At 40.1% G+C, this 16,605-nt stretch carries 19 protein-coding genes; 4 read left to right on the forward strand and 15 right to left on the reverse strand.

The features are described 5' to 3' along the window. The first annotated feature begins 3 nt into the window (after positions 1–3). The gene (locus LS69_RS00480; RefSeq protein WP_138121432.1) at positions 4–903 is read left to right on the forward strand and encodes a LysR family transcriptional regulator; all 900 of its coding nucleotides are present in this window, start codon (positions 4–6) and stop codon (positions 901–903) included. Continuing rightward, entirely contained in the window at positions 900–1,991 is a 1,092-nt protein-coding gene (locus LS69_RS00485) for a DUF1919 domain-containing protein (RefSeq protein WP_138121433.1), read from the forward strand. The genes LS69_RS00480 and LS69_RS00485 overlap by 4 nt, the downstream gene beginning before the upstream one ends. Positions 1,992–2,363: 372 nt before the next feature. Here the strand turns inward: LS69_RS00485 and ribD are convergent, their stop codons facing one another. The 12 genes from ribD to LS69_RS00545 all read right to left on the reverse strand — a co-directional run bounded on the left by ribD (position 2,364) and on the right by LS69_RS00545 (position 13,249). Beyond that, complete coding sequence (gene ribD / locus LS69_RS00490; protein WP_138121434.1) at positions 2,364–3,530, reverse strand: bifunctional diaminohydroxyphosphoribosylaminopyrimidine deaminase/5-amino-6-(5-phosphoribosylamino)uracil reductase RibD; 1,167 nt, start codon at positions 3,528–3,530, stop codon at positions 2,364–2,366. A gap of 3 nt (positions 3,531–3,533) precedes the next feature. Next, positions 3,534–4,007: a ribosome maturation factor RimP gene (gene rimP / locus LS69_RS00495; protein ID WP_138121435.1), complete on the reverse strand. Its 474-nt coding sequence runs from the start codon at positions 4,005–4,007 to the stop codon at positions 3,534–3,536. Next, entirely contained in the window at positions 4,008–4,376 is a 369-nt protein-coding gene (gene rbfA, locus LS69_RS00500; RefSeq protein WP_138121436.1) for a 30S ribosome-binding factor RbfA, read from the reverse strand. It abuts the gene before it with no gap. Beyond that, on the reverse strand, positions 4,376–7,201 hold the full coding sequence (gene infB, locus LS69_RS00505) for a translation initiation factor IF-2 (protein ID WP_138121437.1): 2,826 nt from the start codon (positions 7,199–7,201) through the stop codon (positions 4,376–4,378). Before infB ends, rbfA begins: the two co-directional genes overlap by 1 nt. After that, the gene (locus tag LS69_RS00510) at positions 7,194–7,439 is read right to left on the reverse strand and encodes a DUF448 domain-containing protein (RefSeq protein ID WP_138121438.1); all 246 of its coding nucleotides are present in this window, start codon (positions 7,437–7,439) and stop codon (positions 7,194–7,196) included. Before LS69_RS00510 ends, infB begins: the two co-directional genes overlap by 8 nt. A gap of 21 nt (positions 7,440–7,460) precedes the next feature. Continuing rightward, positions 7,461–8,360, reverse strand: coding sequence for a homoserine kinase (gene thrB / locus LS69_RS00515; RefSeq protein ID WP_138121439.1), 900 nt, complete (start codon positions 8,358–8,360; stop codon positions 7,461–7,463). Positions 8,361–8,370: 10 nt separating this feature from the next. Further along, the gene (locus LS69_RS00520; protein ID WP_138121440.1) at positions 8,371–8,931 is read right to left on the reverse strand and encodes a hypothetical protein; all 561 of its coding nucleotides are present in this window, start codon (positions 8,929–8,931) and stop codon (positions 8,371–8,373) included. After that, the gene (locus LS69_RS00525; RefSeq protein WP_138121441.1) at positions 8,921–9,469 is read right to left on the reverse strand and encodes a hypothetical protein; all 549 of its coding nucleotides are present in this window, start codon (positions 9,467–9,469) and stop codon (positions 8,921–8,923) included. The genes LS69_RS00520 and LS69_RS00525 overlap by 11 nt, the downstream gene beginning before the upstream one ends. Positions 9,470–9,472: 3 nt before the next feature. After that, positions 9,473–10,336 (reverse strand): menaquinone biosynthesis prenyltransferase MqnP, encoded by an 864-nt coding sequence (gene mqnP / locus LS69_RS00530; protein ID WP_194145350.1) that lies wholly within the window; start codon positions 10,334–10,336, stop codon positions 9,473–9,475. A gap of 3 nt (positions 10,337–10,339) precedes the next feature. Next, entirely contained in the window at positions 10,340–10,906 is a 567-nt protein-coding gene (locus LS69_RS00535) for a DUF502 domain-containing protein (protein ID WP_138121442.1), read from the reverse strand. A gap of 39 nt (positions 10,907–10,945) precedes the next feature. Continuing rightward, positions 10,946–12,229: a ComEC/Rec2 family competence protein gene (locus tag LS69_RS00540; RefSeq protein WP_138121443.1), complete on the reverse strand. Its 1,284-nt coding sequence runs from the start codon at positions 12,227–12,229 to the stop codon at positions 10,946–10,948. 198 nt (positions 12,230–12,427) lie between these two features. After that, the gene (locus LS69_RS00545) at positions 12,428–13,249 is read right to left on the reverse strand and encodes a universal stress protein (RefSeq protein WP_138121444.1); all 822 of its coding nucleotides are present in this window, start codon (positions 13,247–13,249) and stop codon (positions 12,428–12,430) included. A 51-nt stretch (positions 13,250–13,300) separates the two neighbouring features. Between LS69_RS00545 and LS69_RS10225 the strand changes: the two genes are divergently transcribed. Next, positions 13,301–13,453 (forward strand): hypothetical protein, encoded by a 153-nt coding sequence (locus LS69_RS10225; RefSeq protein ID WP_194145351.1) that lies wholly within the window; start codon positions 13,301–13,303, stop codon positions 13,451–13,453. 19 nt (positions 13,454–13,472) lie between these two features. On the opposite strand, the gene LS69_RS00550 is transcribed toward LS69_RS10225, so the two are convergent. Further along, positions 13,473–14,381, reverse strand: a complete 909-nt coding sequence (locus LS69_RS00550) for an AEC family transporter (protein WP_138121445.1) — start codon at positions 14,379–14,381, stop codon at positions 13,473–13,475. Between the two features lie 229 nt (positions 14,382–14,610). On the opposite strand from LS69_RS00550, the gene msrA reads away from it, so the two are divergent. After that, entirely contained in the window at positions 14,611–15,105 is a 495-nt protein-coding gene (gene msrA, locus LS69_RS00555) for a peptide-methionine (S)-S-oxide reductase MsrA (protein WP_138121446.1), read from the forward strand. A gap of 41 nt (positions 15,106–15,146) precedes the next feature. On the opposite strand, the gene LS69_RS10230 is transcribed toward msrA, so the two are convergent. Next, positions 15,147–15,299, reverse strand: a complete 153-nt coding sequence (locus LS69_RS10230; protein ID WP_194145352.1) for a hypothetical protein — start codon at positions 15,297–15,299, stop codon at positions 15,147–15,149. Between the two features lie 103 nt (positions 15,300–15,402). Further along, complete coding sequence (locus LS69_RS00560) at positions 15,403–16,605, reverse strand: hypothetical protein (protein ID WP_138121447.1); 1,203 nt, start codon at positions 16,603–16,605, stop codon at positions 15,403–15,405.

The raw sequence follows: 16,605 nt of genomic DNA on the forward strand, positions 1-16,605 counted from the left end.
AGAATGAGAATCAAAGATTTAGAGATTTTTTTGGATTTATTAAAAACCAAAAGTCCCACGCAGAGTGCCGAGCGATTCTCCATTAGTCAGCCCAATGTTTCTATGGTGATTAAGCGATTGGAAAAACTCGCTGGATTTACGCTATTTGAGCGCATTGGGAAGAAGCTAATACCTACATCTAGGGCATTGTTTTTAGGTGGAATGTGGCTTGAGGTTGTGCAAAGCTATTATGCAAGTCTTAAAAGCTTGGAGAGCGCGAGTTTGCAGGAGTTTGTGGGAGAGTTGAATTGTGTCGCTACGCCTACGATTAGTGAGCATTTTTTGCCAAAAATTCTTTTTGGATTCGCGAAAACCTATGAGGGAGTGAAGCTGAATCTAAAAACGCTTAGTGTGCAAGAATGTTTTGAATCTATTAAAAATGGCAAGGCGGATTTGGCTTTGTTAGAGGGAGAAATCTCGCCCCAATATGCGAAATCCCAAAAACTCTCCATAGAAATGTTTTATACAGATTCTTTGGTTGTGGCGAGTAATGATTTTATCCTTGCTTCAAGGGCTAGGAATCTTGAAAGTTTGCTAGATAAGGATTGGGTTTTAAGAGAATGTGATTTGCCGCAATGTCAGCAATTTTTAAACGCGGTGGCAGAAAGAGGCGTTGAGATTCCAATTTTGCTTGAATTAAGCTCGATGGAGGCGATTAAGGAGTTGGTGCTACATCAAGGTGCGCTTTCTGTGTTTCCACAAATCGCTATCAAAGAGGAATTAGAAAACAAGTCTTTGTTTGCGATTCCAATTAAAAATCTCGCATTAGAACAGCATTTTTATGCGCTAAAGCGCGAAAATCAGCCACATAATGAAATCTTAGTTAAGCTTGAGGAATCTATTTTGGATTGGAGCAAACTATGAGGATTTTATCTAATAATTGCATTGGAGCATTTTTGTATAAAGATTATGGAATGCCCTATAAGACGCCCTTAGCAATGTTACAGGTTGCCCCTAGTGATTTTGTGAAACTTTGTTTGGATTTTGATAATTATCTTGATAGTGGGTTAGAGAGCGCAGAATCTAGCGATGAAGAGGTGATAGTCAAATGGGTGCAAGTTGGAGGAAGTGCTGCAAATATTAAATTTCCAGTAGGAAAGATTGGTGGTGAGATTGTCTTATTTTTCCAACATTCTAAAACTTTTGAACATGCAAAAGAGGCATGGAATCGCAGAAAAGAGAGATACCAAAAAGACAAAAGTCAAATTTATGTGATTTTAAATCTAATGGGATATGCTCGGTTTATGTCAAATAAAGAAGCAAGAGAAAGAGTGATTGGGGAGTTTTTAAAACTTCCTTTTGGGCAAAAGATTCTCTTGCACACAAATGCGGAAGTGGCTATGACATATAACAAGCAAAAAGAAATTATATATGTTGGTGAAATACAAAATTCTTGGTTTAAGTTTATGGGTGAAAATCCTCGTAATCGTAAAAATTATCATAGGTTTGATTTTGATAAATGGCTAAAATTTCCAAAGGCTAAAGAGCAAAAAGCAGAGTTGAATCCTAAAAACAAGATTACCTCAAAAGACAATACTCTTAATGCACTCGACCAACAAGCCATTGCTTTAGAATCTCTCACACCTGAAAAGCAAAAGCATATCAATGAGCTAGATAATGCCAAAATAAGAATCCATAATCATTTAGCTTACAAACTAGGAGTTGCTATGATTCTAAATTCCAAAAGTCTATGGGGATATATCAGAATGCCCTATGTGTTGAGTTACATAAAAGAATCTCATAAAATAGAACAACAAAAATATCAAGAAAAAATAGCAAAGAATCCTAGCTTAAAACTTCCAAAGTTAGAATTTTATCCAGACTATCAAGAAGCTTTGAAAATAAAAAATCACCTCTCTTATAAATTAGGAGAAGCTTTGATTGAAGCTAGTAATGTGCGGGGGGGGGGGGCGAATATTTGCTTATTTGCGATTCTTCCAAGAAGTGCGTGAGTTAAATAAAAAGTTGAAAAAGAATCGGCGAGATTCCAAGTCATAAACTTCAAGTGTAGGTTTGTTGCTATGCAACGCACACTCTATCTTCCATTTTATTTATCTCTTGCAATAATATCATAATGGATTTGGAATGATGGGTTGTCATTGCGAGCGCAGAGAAGAAATCCATAATCTAATATCTCGCCGATAGTTTTTAAATTCCATTGCAATGTTTTGATTATTTGGCATTTAGATTGCTCCACACATTTTAGTTATTTGCAATGGAAAAGTGGATTTTACGCAATAAAGTTTAATTGTCAAGGAATAAAAATGTCAAATGGAATCCATACAACAGCAAACAGGATTCTTAATGTAATGCAGAATCTAAATTTAGCGTTTTGGGATTAGCCAAAGAAACAAATCCTCCCCAAATTGCATACTATGAAGGAAATGGAAAGATTCTTGAAGTCGCATAGTTAGCGTATTATCGGCATTGAAGCTTGGATTTAAGATAATGAGAAGCATATCAATGTAAGGCTGCATATTTTTAAAAAGCCCCGCTCCGCCCTCGCAAAGAACAAAGCCCAAATTGGAAGATTCTAAGGATTCTGCGAATTTCAAGGTTTTCAAAGGCTTTTGGGATTCTAAAGATTCTAGCGAGTTTAATGCTTTTTGGGATTTCGCGTTGGGCGCACTAGAGAGCAAAAAATCCAAAGTGTGCAAAATCCGCACTTCTCTATTTGGTATCCCAAATAATGGCGCGTCTTTGGGGAAGTTTTGATTGCGTGTCAAAATCAACACATGAGGTGCGCGTTTGGAATCTAAAGTCGCAAAGCGCGAATCAAGTGTAGGTTTATCTAGTCGCACACTTTTGCCTGAAATGAGCAAATAATTTGCTTTGGTGCGGTAATTGTGCATTTGGCTTTGCGCAGGTTTGGAGCTGATTTGTCCGCCATTGATACTGCCATCAAGCCGACAAGCGTATTTATAAAGCACGAATTTCCCGCGCTTTTGCAAGGATTCAAAAGGAATCAGCAAATCTTTAGCGTGTTGCGCAATAGGTTGTAGGCTTGTGATTTCCCAAGCTTTAGTGGTTTGGATTCCATGGGATTCAAGCTCTTGCACTCCGCCTTTGGCGGTGGGATTGAAATCCTTTGCTCCAATCACAATGCGTTTGGGCTTAAGTAGATTCAAAAGCGCGGCACATGAGGGAGTTTTACCGCATTTTTGGCTACTGCAAGGTTCTAAGGAAACATAGATTGTAGAATCGTAAAAGAGATTTTTGGCGTTTTTTGCAAGGTATTGGTGGATTTGCGCGGAATCCTCCAAAGCAAGGATTGCATCGTCTTTGCTTAAAATAGCATAGGCTTTTTGGAGGGCAAGGACTTCCGCGTGGGGCTTCCCGCACTCTTTGTGGGATTCTAGGCTTAAAATCGCACCATTGCCATCAAGCACGAGCGCACTAACTGCCGGATTGGGAAGTGTTAGAAGTTGATTTTGCCAAGCGTTTTGGAGGCAAAGATTGAGATAAAATTCATCAAGAGGGTTTAGGTGCAAGTTTTACCATTCAAAATAAGTTTGGGCTTTTTTGATAGAATCAAGCGGAATGCTTTGCTTTGTGTTTTTATCTTCTAGCACGATAGAATCCGCGCCGACTTCTAAAAGTTTGCCTTTCCACTCTTTTTTATCGGTTGTTTTGATTTTCACGCATTCGCCAATTGCGCCTTGATAGTGCGTTGGCTTCTTAAGTGTGCGTTCAATGCCCGGTGAGCTAACTTCCAAAAAATACTTTTCAGAGTTTGGCATTTCAACATCTAGCAAGGGAGAAAGCGCAAGGCTGACTTCTTGGCAATCTTCAAGCGTAACACTAAGGGGAGTTTGAGAATCTTTAGAACCCTGCGATTTGGGCTTTGTGATACAAATCCTCAAGATTTGATTGTCATTTTCTTTGACGCTTACAATATCATAGAGTTCTAGCCCGAAGCTTTCTATTAAGCGTTGGATTTGATTTTCTAAAGTTGGCGTCAGGGTCATTTAGGATTCCTTTTGTTTGGTTTCACGCTCTTTTTGAAGTGTATCAAAGATTCTATCTAGGCGGTTTTCTTGCTCCAAAGTTTCATCAAAGCTGAACTTAAAATCCGGACAACGAAACCAACCTGTTTCTTCTAAGCAATATTCTTTTAGGATTCCGTGCGCTTTTTTAAGTTGGGAGAGGATTTCGGTTTTTTCTTTTTTGGTTGCAAAAGGAGCGTTTAAGGAAACTTCTGCAGAATACTTGCCACGCGAACACTTTACATCTACGACATTTAGAGAGTTTAAGCGCGTATCGCTAAGGTTGGCTAATGCGCTAGGGAGAATCTCTTTTAGCAAAGATTGTGTGCGGGCAAGTTTAATGTCTTGCATTAAAGCGTCCTTTGCTTTTCTACTTCTTTGTAGGTTTCAAAGACATCGCCGACTTGAATTTCGTTGTAATCCTCTAGCATAATTCCACATTCAAAGCCTTTTGCAACTTCGCGCACATCGTCTTTGAATCGCTTAAGTGAGCTGATATTGCCCTGATGAATCACTACGCCGTTGCGAATCAAGCGCACTTTGATGCCTCTTTGAATCACGCCATCAGTTACGAAGCAACCCGCGATTGTCCCGACTTTGGCAATGCTGAAAGTCTCGCGCACTTCTGCTTGTCCCGTGTTTTCTTCTTCCATAATGGGCGAAAGTAATCCACCAAGCAAGGCTTTAATATCATCAAGAAGCGCGTAAATAATGGAATAAGTCTTGATTTGGATTCCAAGCTCTTTTGCCTTGTTTTTTACGCTTCCTGTGGGGCGCACATTGAATCCCAAAATCACGCAATTCGCACTCGCACCTGCAAGGGCTAAATCACTCTCTGTAATGCCCCCTACGCCTTTGTGTAGGATATTGACTTTGACTTCTTCGTTTTGGAGTTTTTCTAAACTTCCGCGAATCGCCTCTAGGCTACCTTGTGTGTCGGCTTTGATAATAACGGGCAAACTTTTAAGCTGTCCAAGTGCAACCATAGAACTTAGCTCATCAAAAGAAACTTTAGTAGAGTGTGAAAGCTCTTTTTGGCGTAAATGCGCCGCGCGTTTTTGCGCGTAATCTCTCGCGATATTGTCGTTTTCTACTGCGAGTAAAACAGAACCAGCTGGAGGCACTTCGTTTAGCCCGGTAATTACTCCCACGCCTGAAGGTGTGATTTGGGTAATGGATTTGCCCAAATCATCGCTAATAGCGCGGACACGCCCAAATGCAGTATCTGCGATAATGCTATCCCCGACATGCAAAGTTCCGTTTTGGACAATCAAGGTCGCCACAGGTCCTTTGCCCTTTTCAAGACTGCTTTCAATCACCACAGCACGGGCGGATTTGTTAGGATTTGCTTTGAGTTCCAAAATCTCTGCTTGTAGCAAAATCGTTTCAAGCAAAGTATCAATCCCTTCGCCACTTTTGGCAGAAATATGCACAAACTCATATTCTCCGCCCCATTCTAATGGGGTGAATCCAAGCTCCGCCGCTTCGGCTTTAAGCTTGTCGGGATTCGCTTCGGGCTTGTCAATTTTATTAACTGCGATGATAATAGGCGCATTAGCGGCTTTGGCGTGGTTTAATGCTTCAATTGTTTGAGGTTTGACGCCATCATCTGCGGCAATTACGATGATTGCAATATCTGTTACCTGCGCTCCTCGCGCACGCATTTCGCTAAACGCCTCGTGTCCGGGAGTGTCAATAAAGGTAATTTGCTTGCCATTTTTGTTAATCGTGTAAGCCCCGATATGTTGGGTGATTCCTCCGGCTTCTCCATGCGCAATTTTGGTGTTTCTAATGTAATCTAGCAAGGAGGTTTTACCATGATCTACATGCCCCATAATCGTTACCACAGGCGCACGCACAATCAAGTCTTTTTCATTATCACTTTGTTCTTCTAGTTGTGTATAGTCTAGCTCTTCTGCGTTATTAATCAGCTCTATTTGGATTCCAAATTCTTCGGCTAGAATTTCAATCGCATCTTTTTCCAAAAAGTCATTTTTGGTTACCATCATACCAAGGCTAAAAAGCACTTTTATGACCTCGCTTGTGTTCCTTCCGACTTTTTCGGCAAACTCATAGGCGCGAATTTCCTCTGGAATCTTCACAATGCCACTAATGGTTTCTTGCACTTTTTGCACTTTGGGAGCTTTTTTGCGACTGAATCTGCGCGTGCTTCCTTGCTCCATAAAAGGATTGTGCCTTTGAATCTTAATGCGCTCTGTCGTGGCTTTGCGCTCGTTGTCTTCTTCTTCCATATTGCGCTCATCTTGCACACTAAGGTCAAAGAGGATAATGTCTTCTTCCTCGTCATCATCGTGTGAGCTATAAAACTCTCTATTGTCTAGCAAGTCTATTTTTTGTTGCCCTAGATTCTTACTTGTGTGGGTATTGGGTTTTTCTTTTTTCTTTTTTCTGTCTTTGTTGCGCCCGAGATTGTCGTCTAAATTGCCGAGCAAATCTTGCAAAGTGCGCGGGGATTCCTTATGGGTTTCTGTTTTGCTTATCTCACTTGGAGATTCTTTCACATCGCGTTTTTTGACGATTCTTAAGCCTGTGCGTCTAAGGGCTGGGTTTTCTTGTAGTGTTGGAGATTGTGGTTTGCTTTCAATCTTGTCGGATTTTGTTTTTGGAGATTCTGCGTTGGCTGGTGTTTGGGTCTCTGCAATCGCTTCTTGAAATGACTCCTCTGTGCTAATGGGTTCTTCAAGCAGGTCTTGAAACTCTTGAATGACTTTTTGGACATCTTGTTGGATTTCTTCTTGAGTTTCTTGGCCAGATTCTAAAGCGTTTTTAGCGGAATCTTTTTTGACTTTTGCAGTCGTTTTGGGGGCTTCTTTTGGAGCAGATTTAGAAGATTTACTTGTAGTCTTTGTAGCGGAAGATTTTGGTTTTTTTTGTGTTTCTTCTTGAGCTTTTTTTTGTGTTTTGCTCTTGGAATCTTGCACGGGTTTGTCAGAAGACTTTTTGGCTTTTGCGCTTTCTTTGGCTGTTTTTGGCTTAGATTCTGCGATAGGTTTTATGCCAGATAAGATATAGTTGTAAAGCATTTCGGCTTGTTCTGCGCTAACGCTACTTGAAGCGGCTTTGGATTCAAAACCTAATTCTTGGGCTTTTTGTAAAACTTCTTTGCTAGTTTTGCCTAGTTCTTTAGCAATCTCGCTAATACGGATTTTATCCATATAGAAAAATCTCCTTTAATGCAAATTTAATCATTTCTTTGTGTTTTTTATCTAATTTACAAATTCTTGCAATGCAATCACTCGCTTTAGGCTTTTCTTTGCAGTTAGGGCAAAGATAAAAACTCCTCCCTACGCCACAGAAGCGAACCAACACAGAATCCTTATATTGCAAACGGATTAATTGTGCTTGTGGAAAGCGGTCCCGACAAACGATACACATTCTCATTGGATTAGACATAAAAACTCTGATTATAGCAATCTAAAGCTTAAATTCATCATCAAAAACAACGCCAAAATTATCAAAATTCAATGTTAGAATCTTGAGTTTTGGAAATTTTTGACTTAGGGTTTTGTGCAATCGCGCACTATCGTCTTGATAGCATAGATTAAAAAAAGTCGAGCCACTACCCGATAGAGTGCTCATTAGCGCACCACAATTTAGGGCGCATTTTTGCACTTCAAAGAGTAGAGGGATTTGCTTCATACGATAATATTGGTGGAATCTATCCATACTTGCTTCGCGAAAAAGTTCAAAACGCCCCGTGATAAACGCACTTGCAAGGACGCTTGCGTGGGAGAGATTAAACACAGCGTCTTTTTGGTTGTATTTTTTAGGTAAAGTTTGGCGCGATAAATGGGTGGAAATGGATTGATTTGGAATCACAACAACAGCTTGAATAGAATCGGGCAGGGGCGTATGGATAAAGCGCACTTCTTTGTTGTGGTTTGTGAGCATACAAACATCAAATCCTCCCATACAAGCTGGAGTGATATTATCCGGGTGGGATTCGTAATGTAACGCGAGATTAAGAATCTTTTGCCGTTCCAAAGGCAACCCTGCGACTTTAAAAGCAGCACTGATTGCCCCAATAATCACAGCGGAGCTACTTCCAAGTCCGCGTGAAATCGGGATAGAGTTGCTAAAAGTAAATTTAAAAGGCAGAGTTTTGCCTGTGAGTTTTTTAAGCTGTTCGTTAAAGATTCTCACAAACACATTATCTACGCGCAATTTAGGATTTTTCGCCCCTTCTCCATGGATTTGGATTGAGGTGAATTTGGAGGGCTTAAGGCTGAAGTGATTATACAATCCTAAAGCAAGTCCCAAACTATCAAAGCCGGGTCCTAAGTTCGCACTTGTAGCAGGAACGCGCAATTCCATTTTCGCCGCCTTAGTTGAGGTTGGCAAATTTGAGAGTAAATTCTACTTCTCCTTTGCCAATACGCAGTTCTTTAGCGATGGAATCCACACTCCAGCCGTCTTTAAACATTGAAATAATCCGTCCCTCATCAATATTTGTCGGATTGCTTGGAGTATAAACAAACTCTTTTAGTCTCTCTTCAAGGCGGAAAATCTTGTCTTCTAAATCATTGAAATCCCCGAGATTATTTTTGCAATCATTCCATTGTGTTTTGAGGGATTCTATCTCCACTTTGATAGGCATTACTTGCGTGTGCAAGTTGGAATCCAATAAGTTTTTCATCTCCAAACGCGTATCTTGATAGATTTGTGCCTTGATGTTTGTTTTGAAATGGTCTAGCTCGTTTTCTTGTTCCTTGATTCTTTTTTGTAAGCGATAGACTTCTTTATTAAGTTCTTCAATAGACTTTTCATAGCGGCGTGCGCGTTTGGCGTTTTCTCCCTCCTTGAGATATAAATACACAATTAACAGAATAAAGACTATGGCAACCCCGATTCCACCCCAAAGTAGTAGATTTGCGTCATTGATCATTACTTGCCTTTTTGTTGAGTTTAAGAGAGCGAATCAACGCCCTTTCTTTTCCTGCGACATAGCTATCCCACTCTATCTCATCTCTTGCGTGGATTTGTTCAATCCAAGCCAAACCCGAATGATAAACAAAATAAACAGGCACAATGCGTGTAGGAAAAGTTGGAAGTTCAATTCTACCATAATAAAGTATGTTTTCTGAAAGCTTTGTATCCAAAAGCGCAAAACAACCATGCCCGATTGTATTAATGATGGCTTTTTCGCCCAATGGCACATAATCTTTGGTGCTTCCCTCTATTTTGGATTCTAGCGATTCTATTTTGCGATAGATTTCTACTAAAAGTTCCAAAATCACGACATTATCGCCCTCCAAATTTCCCTTTTTTGCGCGCATAAGGCGTAGCCATTCGCCAATGGGGTCTTCATCGTTTTGTGTGAGCTTGTTAAACTCTAATGCGTAAGATTCTGCGTTGGTGTGTGTTTTGTCAAATTCAATCTTTAAGGCAGTATCAATCAAGCGACTTTTGATGAAGTGTTCCATATTCTAAAACTCCAAACCCGATAAATCCAAAATACAAAATCCCAAAAACGCGATTCCAAGATAAGCATTAATCGTGAAAAAAGCGCGTGGAATGTTGTGAAAATTCTTAGAAACAAGATATTGTTCAAAAAACAATGCAACCGCGCAGAGTGTAAGCCCAATCCACATAAAGATTCCGCGATGAGATTCTATAATAAAGAATCCCCAAAAAACAATTGTAAGCAAATGAAAGAATCGTGAAATCCATAGCGTTTTAGAGATTCCAAACACGCTAGGAATAGAGTGTAAGCCCTCTTTTTTGTCGTGTTCAATATCTTGCAAGGCATATAATAAATCAAATCCTGCCACCCAAAACAACACACCAACGCACAAATAAACACTCCATAGCGGAATCTCTCCGCTTGTCGCAGCAACTCCTGCAATGGGTGCTAATCCCAAAGAAAGCCCAAGCACTAAATGTGCGGCACTTGAGAAGCGTTTAAAGAGTGAATAACTCGCTAAAATAAAAAGAATCGGAAAGGAGAGATAAAAGCATAAAGGGTTGATAAGATAGCCCATACAAACAAAAATAGCCGCATTTATGGCGATGAAAAGCAGAATCATTTGCGGTGGGATTCTGCCATCAACACTTGGGCGATTCTTAGTGCGTGGATTGGTGCTATCAAACTTGCGGTCTGCATAGCGGTTGAAAGCCATTGCAAAGTTTCTTGCGCTAATTGTAGCAATCACGCCAAAAGCAAAAAGCCTCCAACCAAACCAACCATTAGCGGCGACGAGCATTGCGATAAAAATAAAAGGCATAGAAAAAACGCTATGCGCAAACATTACAAGTTCGTTGAAGTCTTTGAGTTTTTGTCGCAATTGCATAGGCTATTTTACACCTAGAGAAATGATTTTTTTAAACCCATCGCTTACGGACAAATCCGAAAGTCGCACTTGAGTTTTGGGAAGTTTGAGTAAGAATCCTGAAGTCGGGTTTGGAGTGGTTGGCACAAATACCCAATAGCTTCCCCCTTTGTCGTCGTTTTCTCCTCCTGATTCTTCTTTTGTGATGAATCCGATGAGTTCCATATTGCCGACATTAATATAAGCCACACCTAAATACCCCTCTTTGTTTTTGCCAGAAAAAATGCTTAGAACCTCTTTGATTCCGGAATAAACGCTTTTGACAAAGGGAATCTTAGCAATCGCCATTTCGGTGAATTTAATCAGCAAAACTTCTTTGTTTTTTTCTACCAAAACGCCGATATAATAAAGCAAAGCAAGGCTTAAGATGAAAATCAAAAGAGTAACAAAAAGATTCGCATTTGTAATGCCAAAAATAGAATAAAAGATTTTGGCGCAGAAATCATAAACAAAAGAAAAAATCCAAAAAAGCAACAAAAAGGGTAGAATCGCAAAAAGACCTTTGCTGATTTTGGAAACAATAGGATTCACGCACTTGCCTTAAAAATGAAATAATCCGCGCATTTTAGCCTAAAATCCATAAAAATACAAATAGATTCCATAGCCGAAATAGGCGCAGTTGATTGCCAAGAGTGCAAGAAAAGCGCGTGAGGAAAAAACCGCCCATAAAGTCAGCGCATTACACAGAAGAAATAAAGCAAAACTAGGCTGAAGCAGAATCGTGTGCGTGGGCAAATGTAACCAAGCAAGAAGCAAGGAATCCAAGATTCCGCCAAGTTTTAGCAGATGAAGCAACAAAACAAAAGGATAATACAGCGCAAAAAGAGGCGTGATGAGAAGCGAAAAAAGCGACAAGGGCGAAAAATAAGGAAAAAAATAATAAACCACGATTCCCATAGAGAAAAACACATAGGCGTTTAATGCTGCGCCATAGAGGACTTTGCCAACGAAGCTTTGCGGGGTTTTGAAGTATTTAAAAAACAAAAAAATATACAAAACGCCTAAACTAGAAAAATAGAATCCCACAGAAAAAACCAAAGAGGGAAAAAACGCAAGTAAGCAAAGAACGCACCACAGCAAGGATTCTAAACGCAACACATCTAGCCCACGATAAGCCAAGAAAAACGCAACACAACTCATCGCGAGTGCGCGTAAATACGATGGGGATTGCGTGAGGAAGAAATAATAAACAAAAAGCCCTAAAATAACTAAGAATCCCAAGTCAAAAAAGGCGTTGCGATAAGGGAAAAACCGCCTATGTAGAGGCTTGTAAATCAATCCTAAAATGAAGAATCCCACAGCACTTAGGATTCCTGTGTGGAATCCAGAAATAGCAAAAATATGCGAGATTCCATAGCTTTGGGCGAGTTTGCGCCAATCTTTGGGCAGACTATCAGAGAGAAAAAGCGTCCCATAGTATTCGCCCATAAGTTGGGTTTCGTGTTGGTTTGCAATCGCTTCTCTTAAGGGTGTTTTGAAGTCTTTGTCGGGAAGTAGAATCAGGCTAAAACTCGGTGCATAGAATCCGCGCAAAAAGTCCATAAAAGAAACTTTATCTAGTATCAAGCGCAAAGCAAGGAATCGGTGTTGCAAGGGGCGCAAATCCTCGCGTGAAGTGGTATAAAAGATTCCAAAATCGCTTTTTAACTTTAGCACAAAGTAAGTTTTGTTGTTTTTGATTTTGGGATATTGTAGTAAGATTTGCGCGGTGATTTGGGGGTTGTTTTGGGATTTTAGAATGTGGAATTGATAGAATTTAAATCCAAGCGAAGCGCATAAGATGAGAATCAAGAATCCCAAAAATACCAAACGCTCCTTGAGGGTAAAAAACAAAGGCGGCGATAGAGTTGACATAAGCTATCCTTTGTGTTTAATGCTAAACTCCTCTGTCGTTGCGAGGATTGCAAGGACGAAGCAATCTGCAATCCAAAATCTTGCAATGACGCAATATTGCCCCCTGCTATTGCAAACGCAGCGAAATAATCTATAATCTAAAGGAGTGTAGCAATCACAACTTGCTAACCCATTATGCCTTTGTTTGCGAGATTTGGGTTAGAATTTCCAAATCAACACATCAACATTTGCGTGTTGCAAAACATCTAGTGCAAAAAAGCTTACTTTTCCGCTTGTCGGTAATGCGATGAGCGAAACATTTTTGGATTCCGCGACGCTTAAGAGGCGTGTGTAGGATAGAATCCCGCTATCAAGCACCATTTCGCCTTTGCTTGAGAAGCTTTCTAAAAATTCTTTGGAGCATTCTCGCGCTTCTTCTTCTGCGCCTTTGTTGAATTTTGAGATTTGCTCCTCATCTGCTCCATAGCGACCCAAACGCAATTCAAAAGGGCGTGAAATCATATGATAAAAGATAAAATTGGCTTCGGGAAAAAATCTGTTGGTTGTTTTGGCAAGTTTTAAAGAATCGTCTGAAAAGTCTGTTGGCGAGAAGATATTAACATAATCTGGCAACGCTTCGTTTTTGGTAACAAGCACGGGAATATCGGATTTGCGAATGATTTTTTTGGTTACAGAACCAAGCAAAACCTCGGTTAAATACTGCGTCTCACCTGTCGCACCGACAAGCAATAAGCGACATTCGCGCTCTTTGGCGTGTTTATTGATTTCTTTGTGGATTGTGCCGACATAACAGAATTGCGAGATTTCTACTTCTGGTTTTGGGAAATTATCCGCGATAAACTTCGCTAACGCTTCTTTGCCGACTTTCTTGTCCTTTTTGGGGTCGTGAAAAATGGAATATTCTACGACATGCACAACATCAAGCGTGTATTTTTGTTTCTTAGCCAAAAACATAGCTTTAGTAAGTGCCGTCAAACTGCTTTGGGAAAAGTCTGTTGCTACAACGATTCTGTTTTTCATAATTTGAGCCTTTGTTTAAAAATTCTTGTATTATACTGCAAATAGAATAAAATGATAATTTTTTTGTGTGTTTGTTTGGCAAAAATCGTGTGTCAATGTGTAGAATCTGCGTGTTTTTGCGTTAATATTTGGGGTTCTGCTACTTTTGCCATTGCCAAGATTCATAGATTGCCACGATTCTACTATCGCAGAATCTCACAATGACGCAGTAGTGTAAAAAAGCTTACAACAAAACATAGCACAAAATAGGCACAGAAACAAACGAAAACAGAATCCCAAAGGCAATGGAACTCACTGCGAGATTGGAATCTAGTTTCGCCTTGATAATCATCGCCCCCGCAAGTGCCATTGTGGGCATTCCGCATTCCAAAATCGCAAGGACTTGATTGGGGCTAATCTCTATTTCAAGGAGCTTTAGGATTCCGATAAACAAAAAAGGTGCAATGAGTGTTTTGCACAAAATCACAATGGTTGCGCTTTTGTAAGCACTTTTAATCGCGCCAAATCCAAGCGATAGCCCAATGGCGAAGAGCGCGACTGCCGTAGTCGCACCGCCTAATGCGCGAATAGGACCAAAGATGAAATCTGGTAGCGTAACGACTTTAGCGCAAAATCCAAGAAGCAACGCAATAAAAGGCGGGAAAATCACAATGCGTTTGACACTTGCAAAAAGGCTTATGGGTTCTTTCGCTCCAAGTGAGAGGACAAAAGGCGCGATGAGTGAGAAAGGCAAAGCAGTGGCCAAAGCGTCATAAAACACGACTTTGCCAATAAAGCTTGAATCGTAGATTCCAATCACGATAGGAATCCCGATAAATAGCGTGTTGCCAAAAGAAGCGAGTAGAAACATACTCACGATAGTCGCGCGCGAAAAGCGAAAAAAATATCCAACAATCACAGCGAAGAATCCCCCAAGCAAACTGCATAGAAACCCTGTAAGAATCGTCAAAGTCAAGCTTAAATCAAGGCTAAGGTGATAAATGCCATCAAAGATTAAACAAGGAATCGTAAAGGTAATGGCGAAGTCTAAAAGGGTTCGTGATTGTTTTTGTTTCAAAACACCAATGATTTTGGCGATATAACCGCCCATAAGCAAAACAAAAATCGTCCAAAGCGGATTGAAAATAAACATTTTAGAATCCTTAAAAGTGGCATTTGAAAACTTAAGAAGAATCAAATTTTACAAATATTAAGCTTAAGTTGCGCCCTTTTGTTGTTTGGAATGTTTTGATTTTATCGCAAGGGTAGTTAGAATCTTGTATTGGGTAAATTTACAAGGAATCTAGTGGTTTAGATTTGCTTTTTAGTTTGCATTAAAGTGAAATGCGCCAAGATTCCAAATAAAATTTTATGGAGTTTGTATGCGAACGATTTATTTAGCGGGTGGCTGTTTTTGGGGAGTGCAAGGGTATTTTGATAGGCTTAATGGCGCAGTAGAATCGCAAGTGGGTTATGCAAATTCCAAGATAGAATCTCCAAGCTATGAGGAAGTATGCAGTGGAGCAACAGGCGCGGTGGAGGCGTTGGAGTTTGTGTTTGATGAGGAAAAGTTGGGCTTAGATGAGGTATTGGTGCGATTCTTTAGCATCATTGACCCTTACGCACTCAACTATCAAGGCAATGATGTCGGCACACAATATCGGAGTGGGATTTATGCTACGGATTCTGTGATGTTAGGGGAGATTCAAGGATTCGTGGAATCCTATCAGCAGGGGAAGTCTAAGCGAATCGTTACAGAGGTGGGAATGCTCCAAAACTTCTATCCTGCAGAATCTTATCACCAAAAATACCTCGCTAAGAATCCGCAAGGTTATTGCCATATTGATTTAAATGCGGCTTTGCGTCCATTACTTTAGTTGCAAACTTTTGGATTTTATTTGCAAATCTATAATATGGGCTAATTTTTCGTCATTGCGAGAGATTCGCTAGAATCTCGTGGTGTGCAATTTGTGGAGCAAATTTCACCCATACTTGCAAATCCACAATATCGCACATCAAAAGGTATTACAATAGAATCTTTAAGGCGAGATTTTAGATTATAGATTGCCACAGCCCTTTATAAGGGCTTCGCAATGACGAAGCAGTGAATTTCTTAACAGGTTGGTGGATTTTGTTTATCGCCACGCATTTCTGATAATGGCAGCAAAGAGGTGCTACCACCCTAGATTTATGCCACCACCTTCTTCAAGCTGATAGTTGGCGTCTTTGCCGATTGTATAGCCATTACCGCTTCCGCCTCCTAGCGGACGACAAATATCTCCTTTTTTCACACTGCCCTCTGTAATTCTTGCATAAGAAAGCTTCGGAGTAGAACGCACGATTTCAATGCTTCCGCTTTTGGTTTCTACTCTGCCTGTTGGTTCTTTGGTGTAAGGGTCTCTAATCACATCTCCTAGCGCGAAACATTCAAAAGTATCGCCTTGTGCAATGGTTTGTGTGAAAATCACTTCATCATTTTGAATATCTGAAATTTTTAGTGGGTAGATTGCGTTTAAAATATCGCTACTAATCCGCGCTGAAATTTGCTCAAATCCTGCATTTGTCGCGCTTAAGCCGCCGTCTTTGAAATTCACTTTCATACTTAAAGTGTTTTGAAATTTGATTTGCCTTGTTGCAAAAAGCATTACGCGATAATCCACAACCACTTCGGCTTTGATTGTCTCTTTGCCTGTGAGGTTGCTTTTTTTGGAATCCGCATCAATCCCGCGCATAGAGACTAACAAAATATAATCTGTGGCTAAAACATTTTTAAGCTTATAGACTTCATCACTTGCCACATCGCCACTTTGAATGATTGCCTTTTCTGCTTCATAATATCCCTTTGTGTCTCTATCTAAGACATTGAATTTGCGCGAATGGAGCAAATCTTTAATAACGCTTTGTTGTAGAATCGGGCTGATTTTTCGCACATTGGAATCCGCTGTGGCATCAAAAACAATAATACTGCGCCTAGAATCTGCACTCAGCCCCGGAGCTTTGTATTTTTTGGTTGTGGTGGTTTTATTGATAACCACTTTCACTTCATATCCATCAGAAGTTTTATTTGACGAGATAACATCATAGGAGCTAAAAGAGCCTTTTGTAGCCTTTTGGATAGCATCTATATAGCTTTTTTCTAGGCTTTGTTCTTTGCCGCTTTTGACGCTATTAGTTAAAAATGCAGTGTTTTGTTGCAAGGTCCCGCCATACATACGCGAAATAGCGTCTGCTAGAGCTTTGTTGAGAGCTTCTTCATAGGTCGCCCCATAACCTTGCCCTTGTGCTTTTCTGGTGGTTGTCGTGGTTTCAACTTTGGCATAAAGCGTTAAGTTGGTGGCAAATAATGCTAATAATATCCCTAAAATTATTTTTTTCAT

The sequence above is a fragment of the Helicobacter sp. MIT 05-5294 genome, from assembly GCF_000765675.1.
Taxonomy (GTDB): Bacteria; Campylobacterota; Campylobacteria; order Campylobacterales; family Helicobacteraceae; genus Helicobacter_D.

What these genes read in the sequence shown, in the direction of transcription:
- rimP (WP_138121435.1), bottom strand. Translation starts at nt 4,007, where the DNA reads ATGACCCTGACGCCAACTTTAGAAAATCAAATCCAACGCTTAATAGAA.
- LS69_RS00520 (WP_138121440.1), bottom strand. Translation starts at nt 8,931, where the DNA reads ATGATCAATGACGCAAATCTACTACTTTGGGGTGGAATCGGGGTTGCC.
- LS69_RS00525 (WP_138121441.1), bottom strand. Translation starts at nt 9,469, where the DNA reads ATGGAACACTTCATCAAAAGTCGCTTGATTGATACTGCCTTAAAGATT.
- LS69_RS00540 (WP_138121443.1), bottom strand. Translation starts at nt 12,229, where the DNA reads ATGTCAACTCTATCGCCGCCTTTGTTTTTTACCCTCAAGGAGCGTTTG.
- rbfA (WP_138121436.1), bottom strand. Translation starts at nt 4,376, where the DNA reads ATGCAAGACATTAAACTTGCCCGCACACAATCTTTGCTAAAAGAGATT.
- LS69_RS00510 (WP_138121438.1), bottom strand. Translation starts at nt 7,439, where the DNA reads ATGTCTAATCCAATGAGAATGTGTATCGTTTGTCGGGACCGCTTTCCA.
- LS69_RS00545 (WP_138121444.1), bottom strand. Translation starts at nt 13,249, where the DNA reads ATGAAAAACAGAATCGTTGTAGCAACAGACTTTTCCCAAAGCAGTTTG.
- LS69_RS00560 (WP_138121447.1), bottom strand. Translation starts at nt 16,605, where the DNA reads ATGAAAAAAATAATTTTAGGGATATTATTAGCATTATTTGCCACCAAC.
- LS69_RS00550 (WP_138121445.1), bottom strand. Translation starts at nt 14,381, where the DNA reads ATGTTTATTTTCAATCCGCTTTGGACGATTTTTGTTTTGCTTATGGGC.
- mqnP (WP_194145350.1), bottom strand. Translation starts at nt 10,336, where the DNA reads ATGCAATTGCGACAAAAACTCAAAGACTTCAACGAACTTGTAATGTTT.
- infB (WP_138121437.1), bottom strand. Translation starts at nt 7,201, where the DNA reads ATGGATAAAATCCGTATTAGCGAGATTGCTAAAGAACTAGGCAAAACT.
- msrA (WP_138121446.1), top strand. Translation starts at nt 14,611, where the DNA reads ATGCGAACGATTTATTTAGCGGGTGGCTGTTTTTGGGGAGTGCAAGGG.
- thrB (WP_138121439.1), bottom strand. Translation starts at nt 8,360, where the DNA reads ATGGAATTGCGCGTTCCTGCTACAAGTGCGAACTTAGGACCCGGCTTT.
- LS69_RS10225 (WP_194145351.1), top strand. Translation starts at nt 13,301, where the DNA reads ATGATAATTTTTTTGTGTGTTTGTTTGGCAAAAATCGTGTGTCAATGT.
- LS69_RS00480 (WP_138121432.1), top strand. Translation starts at nt 4, where the DNA reads ATGAGAATCAAAGATTTAGAGATTTTTTTGGATTTATTAAAAACCAAA.
- LS69_RS00485 (WP_138121433.1), top strand. Translation starts at nt 900, where the DNA reads ATGAGGATTTTATCTAATAATTGCATTGGAGCATTTTTGTATAAAGAT.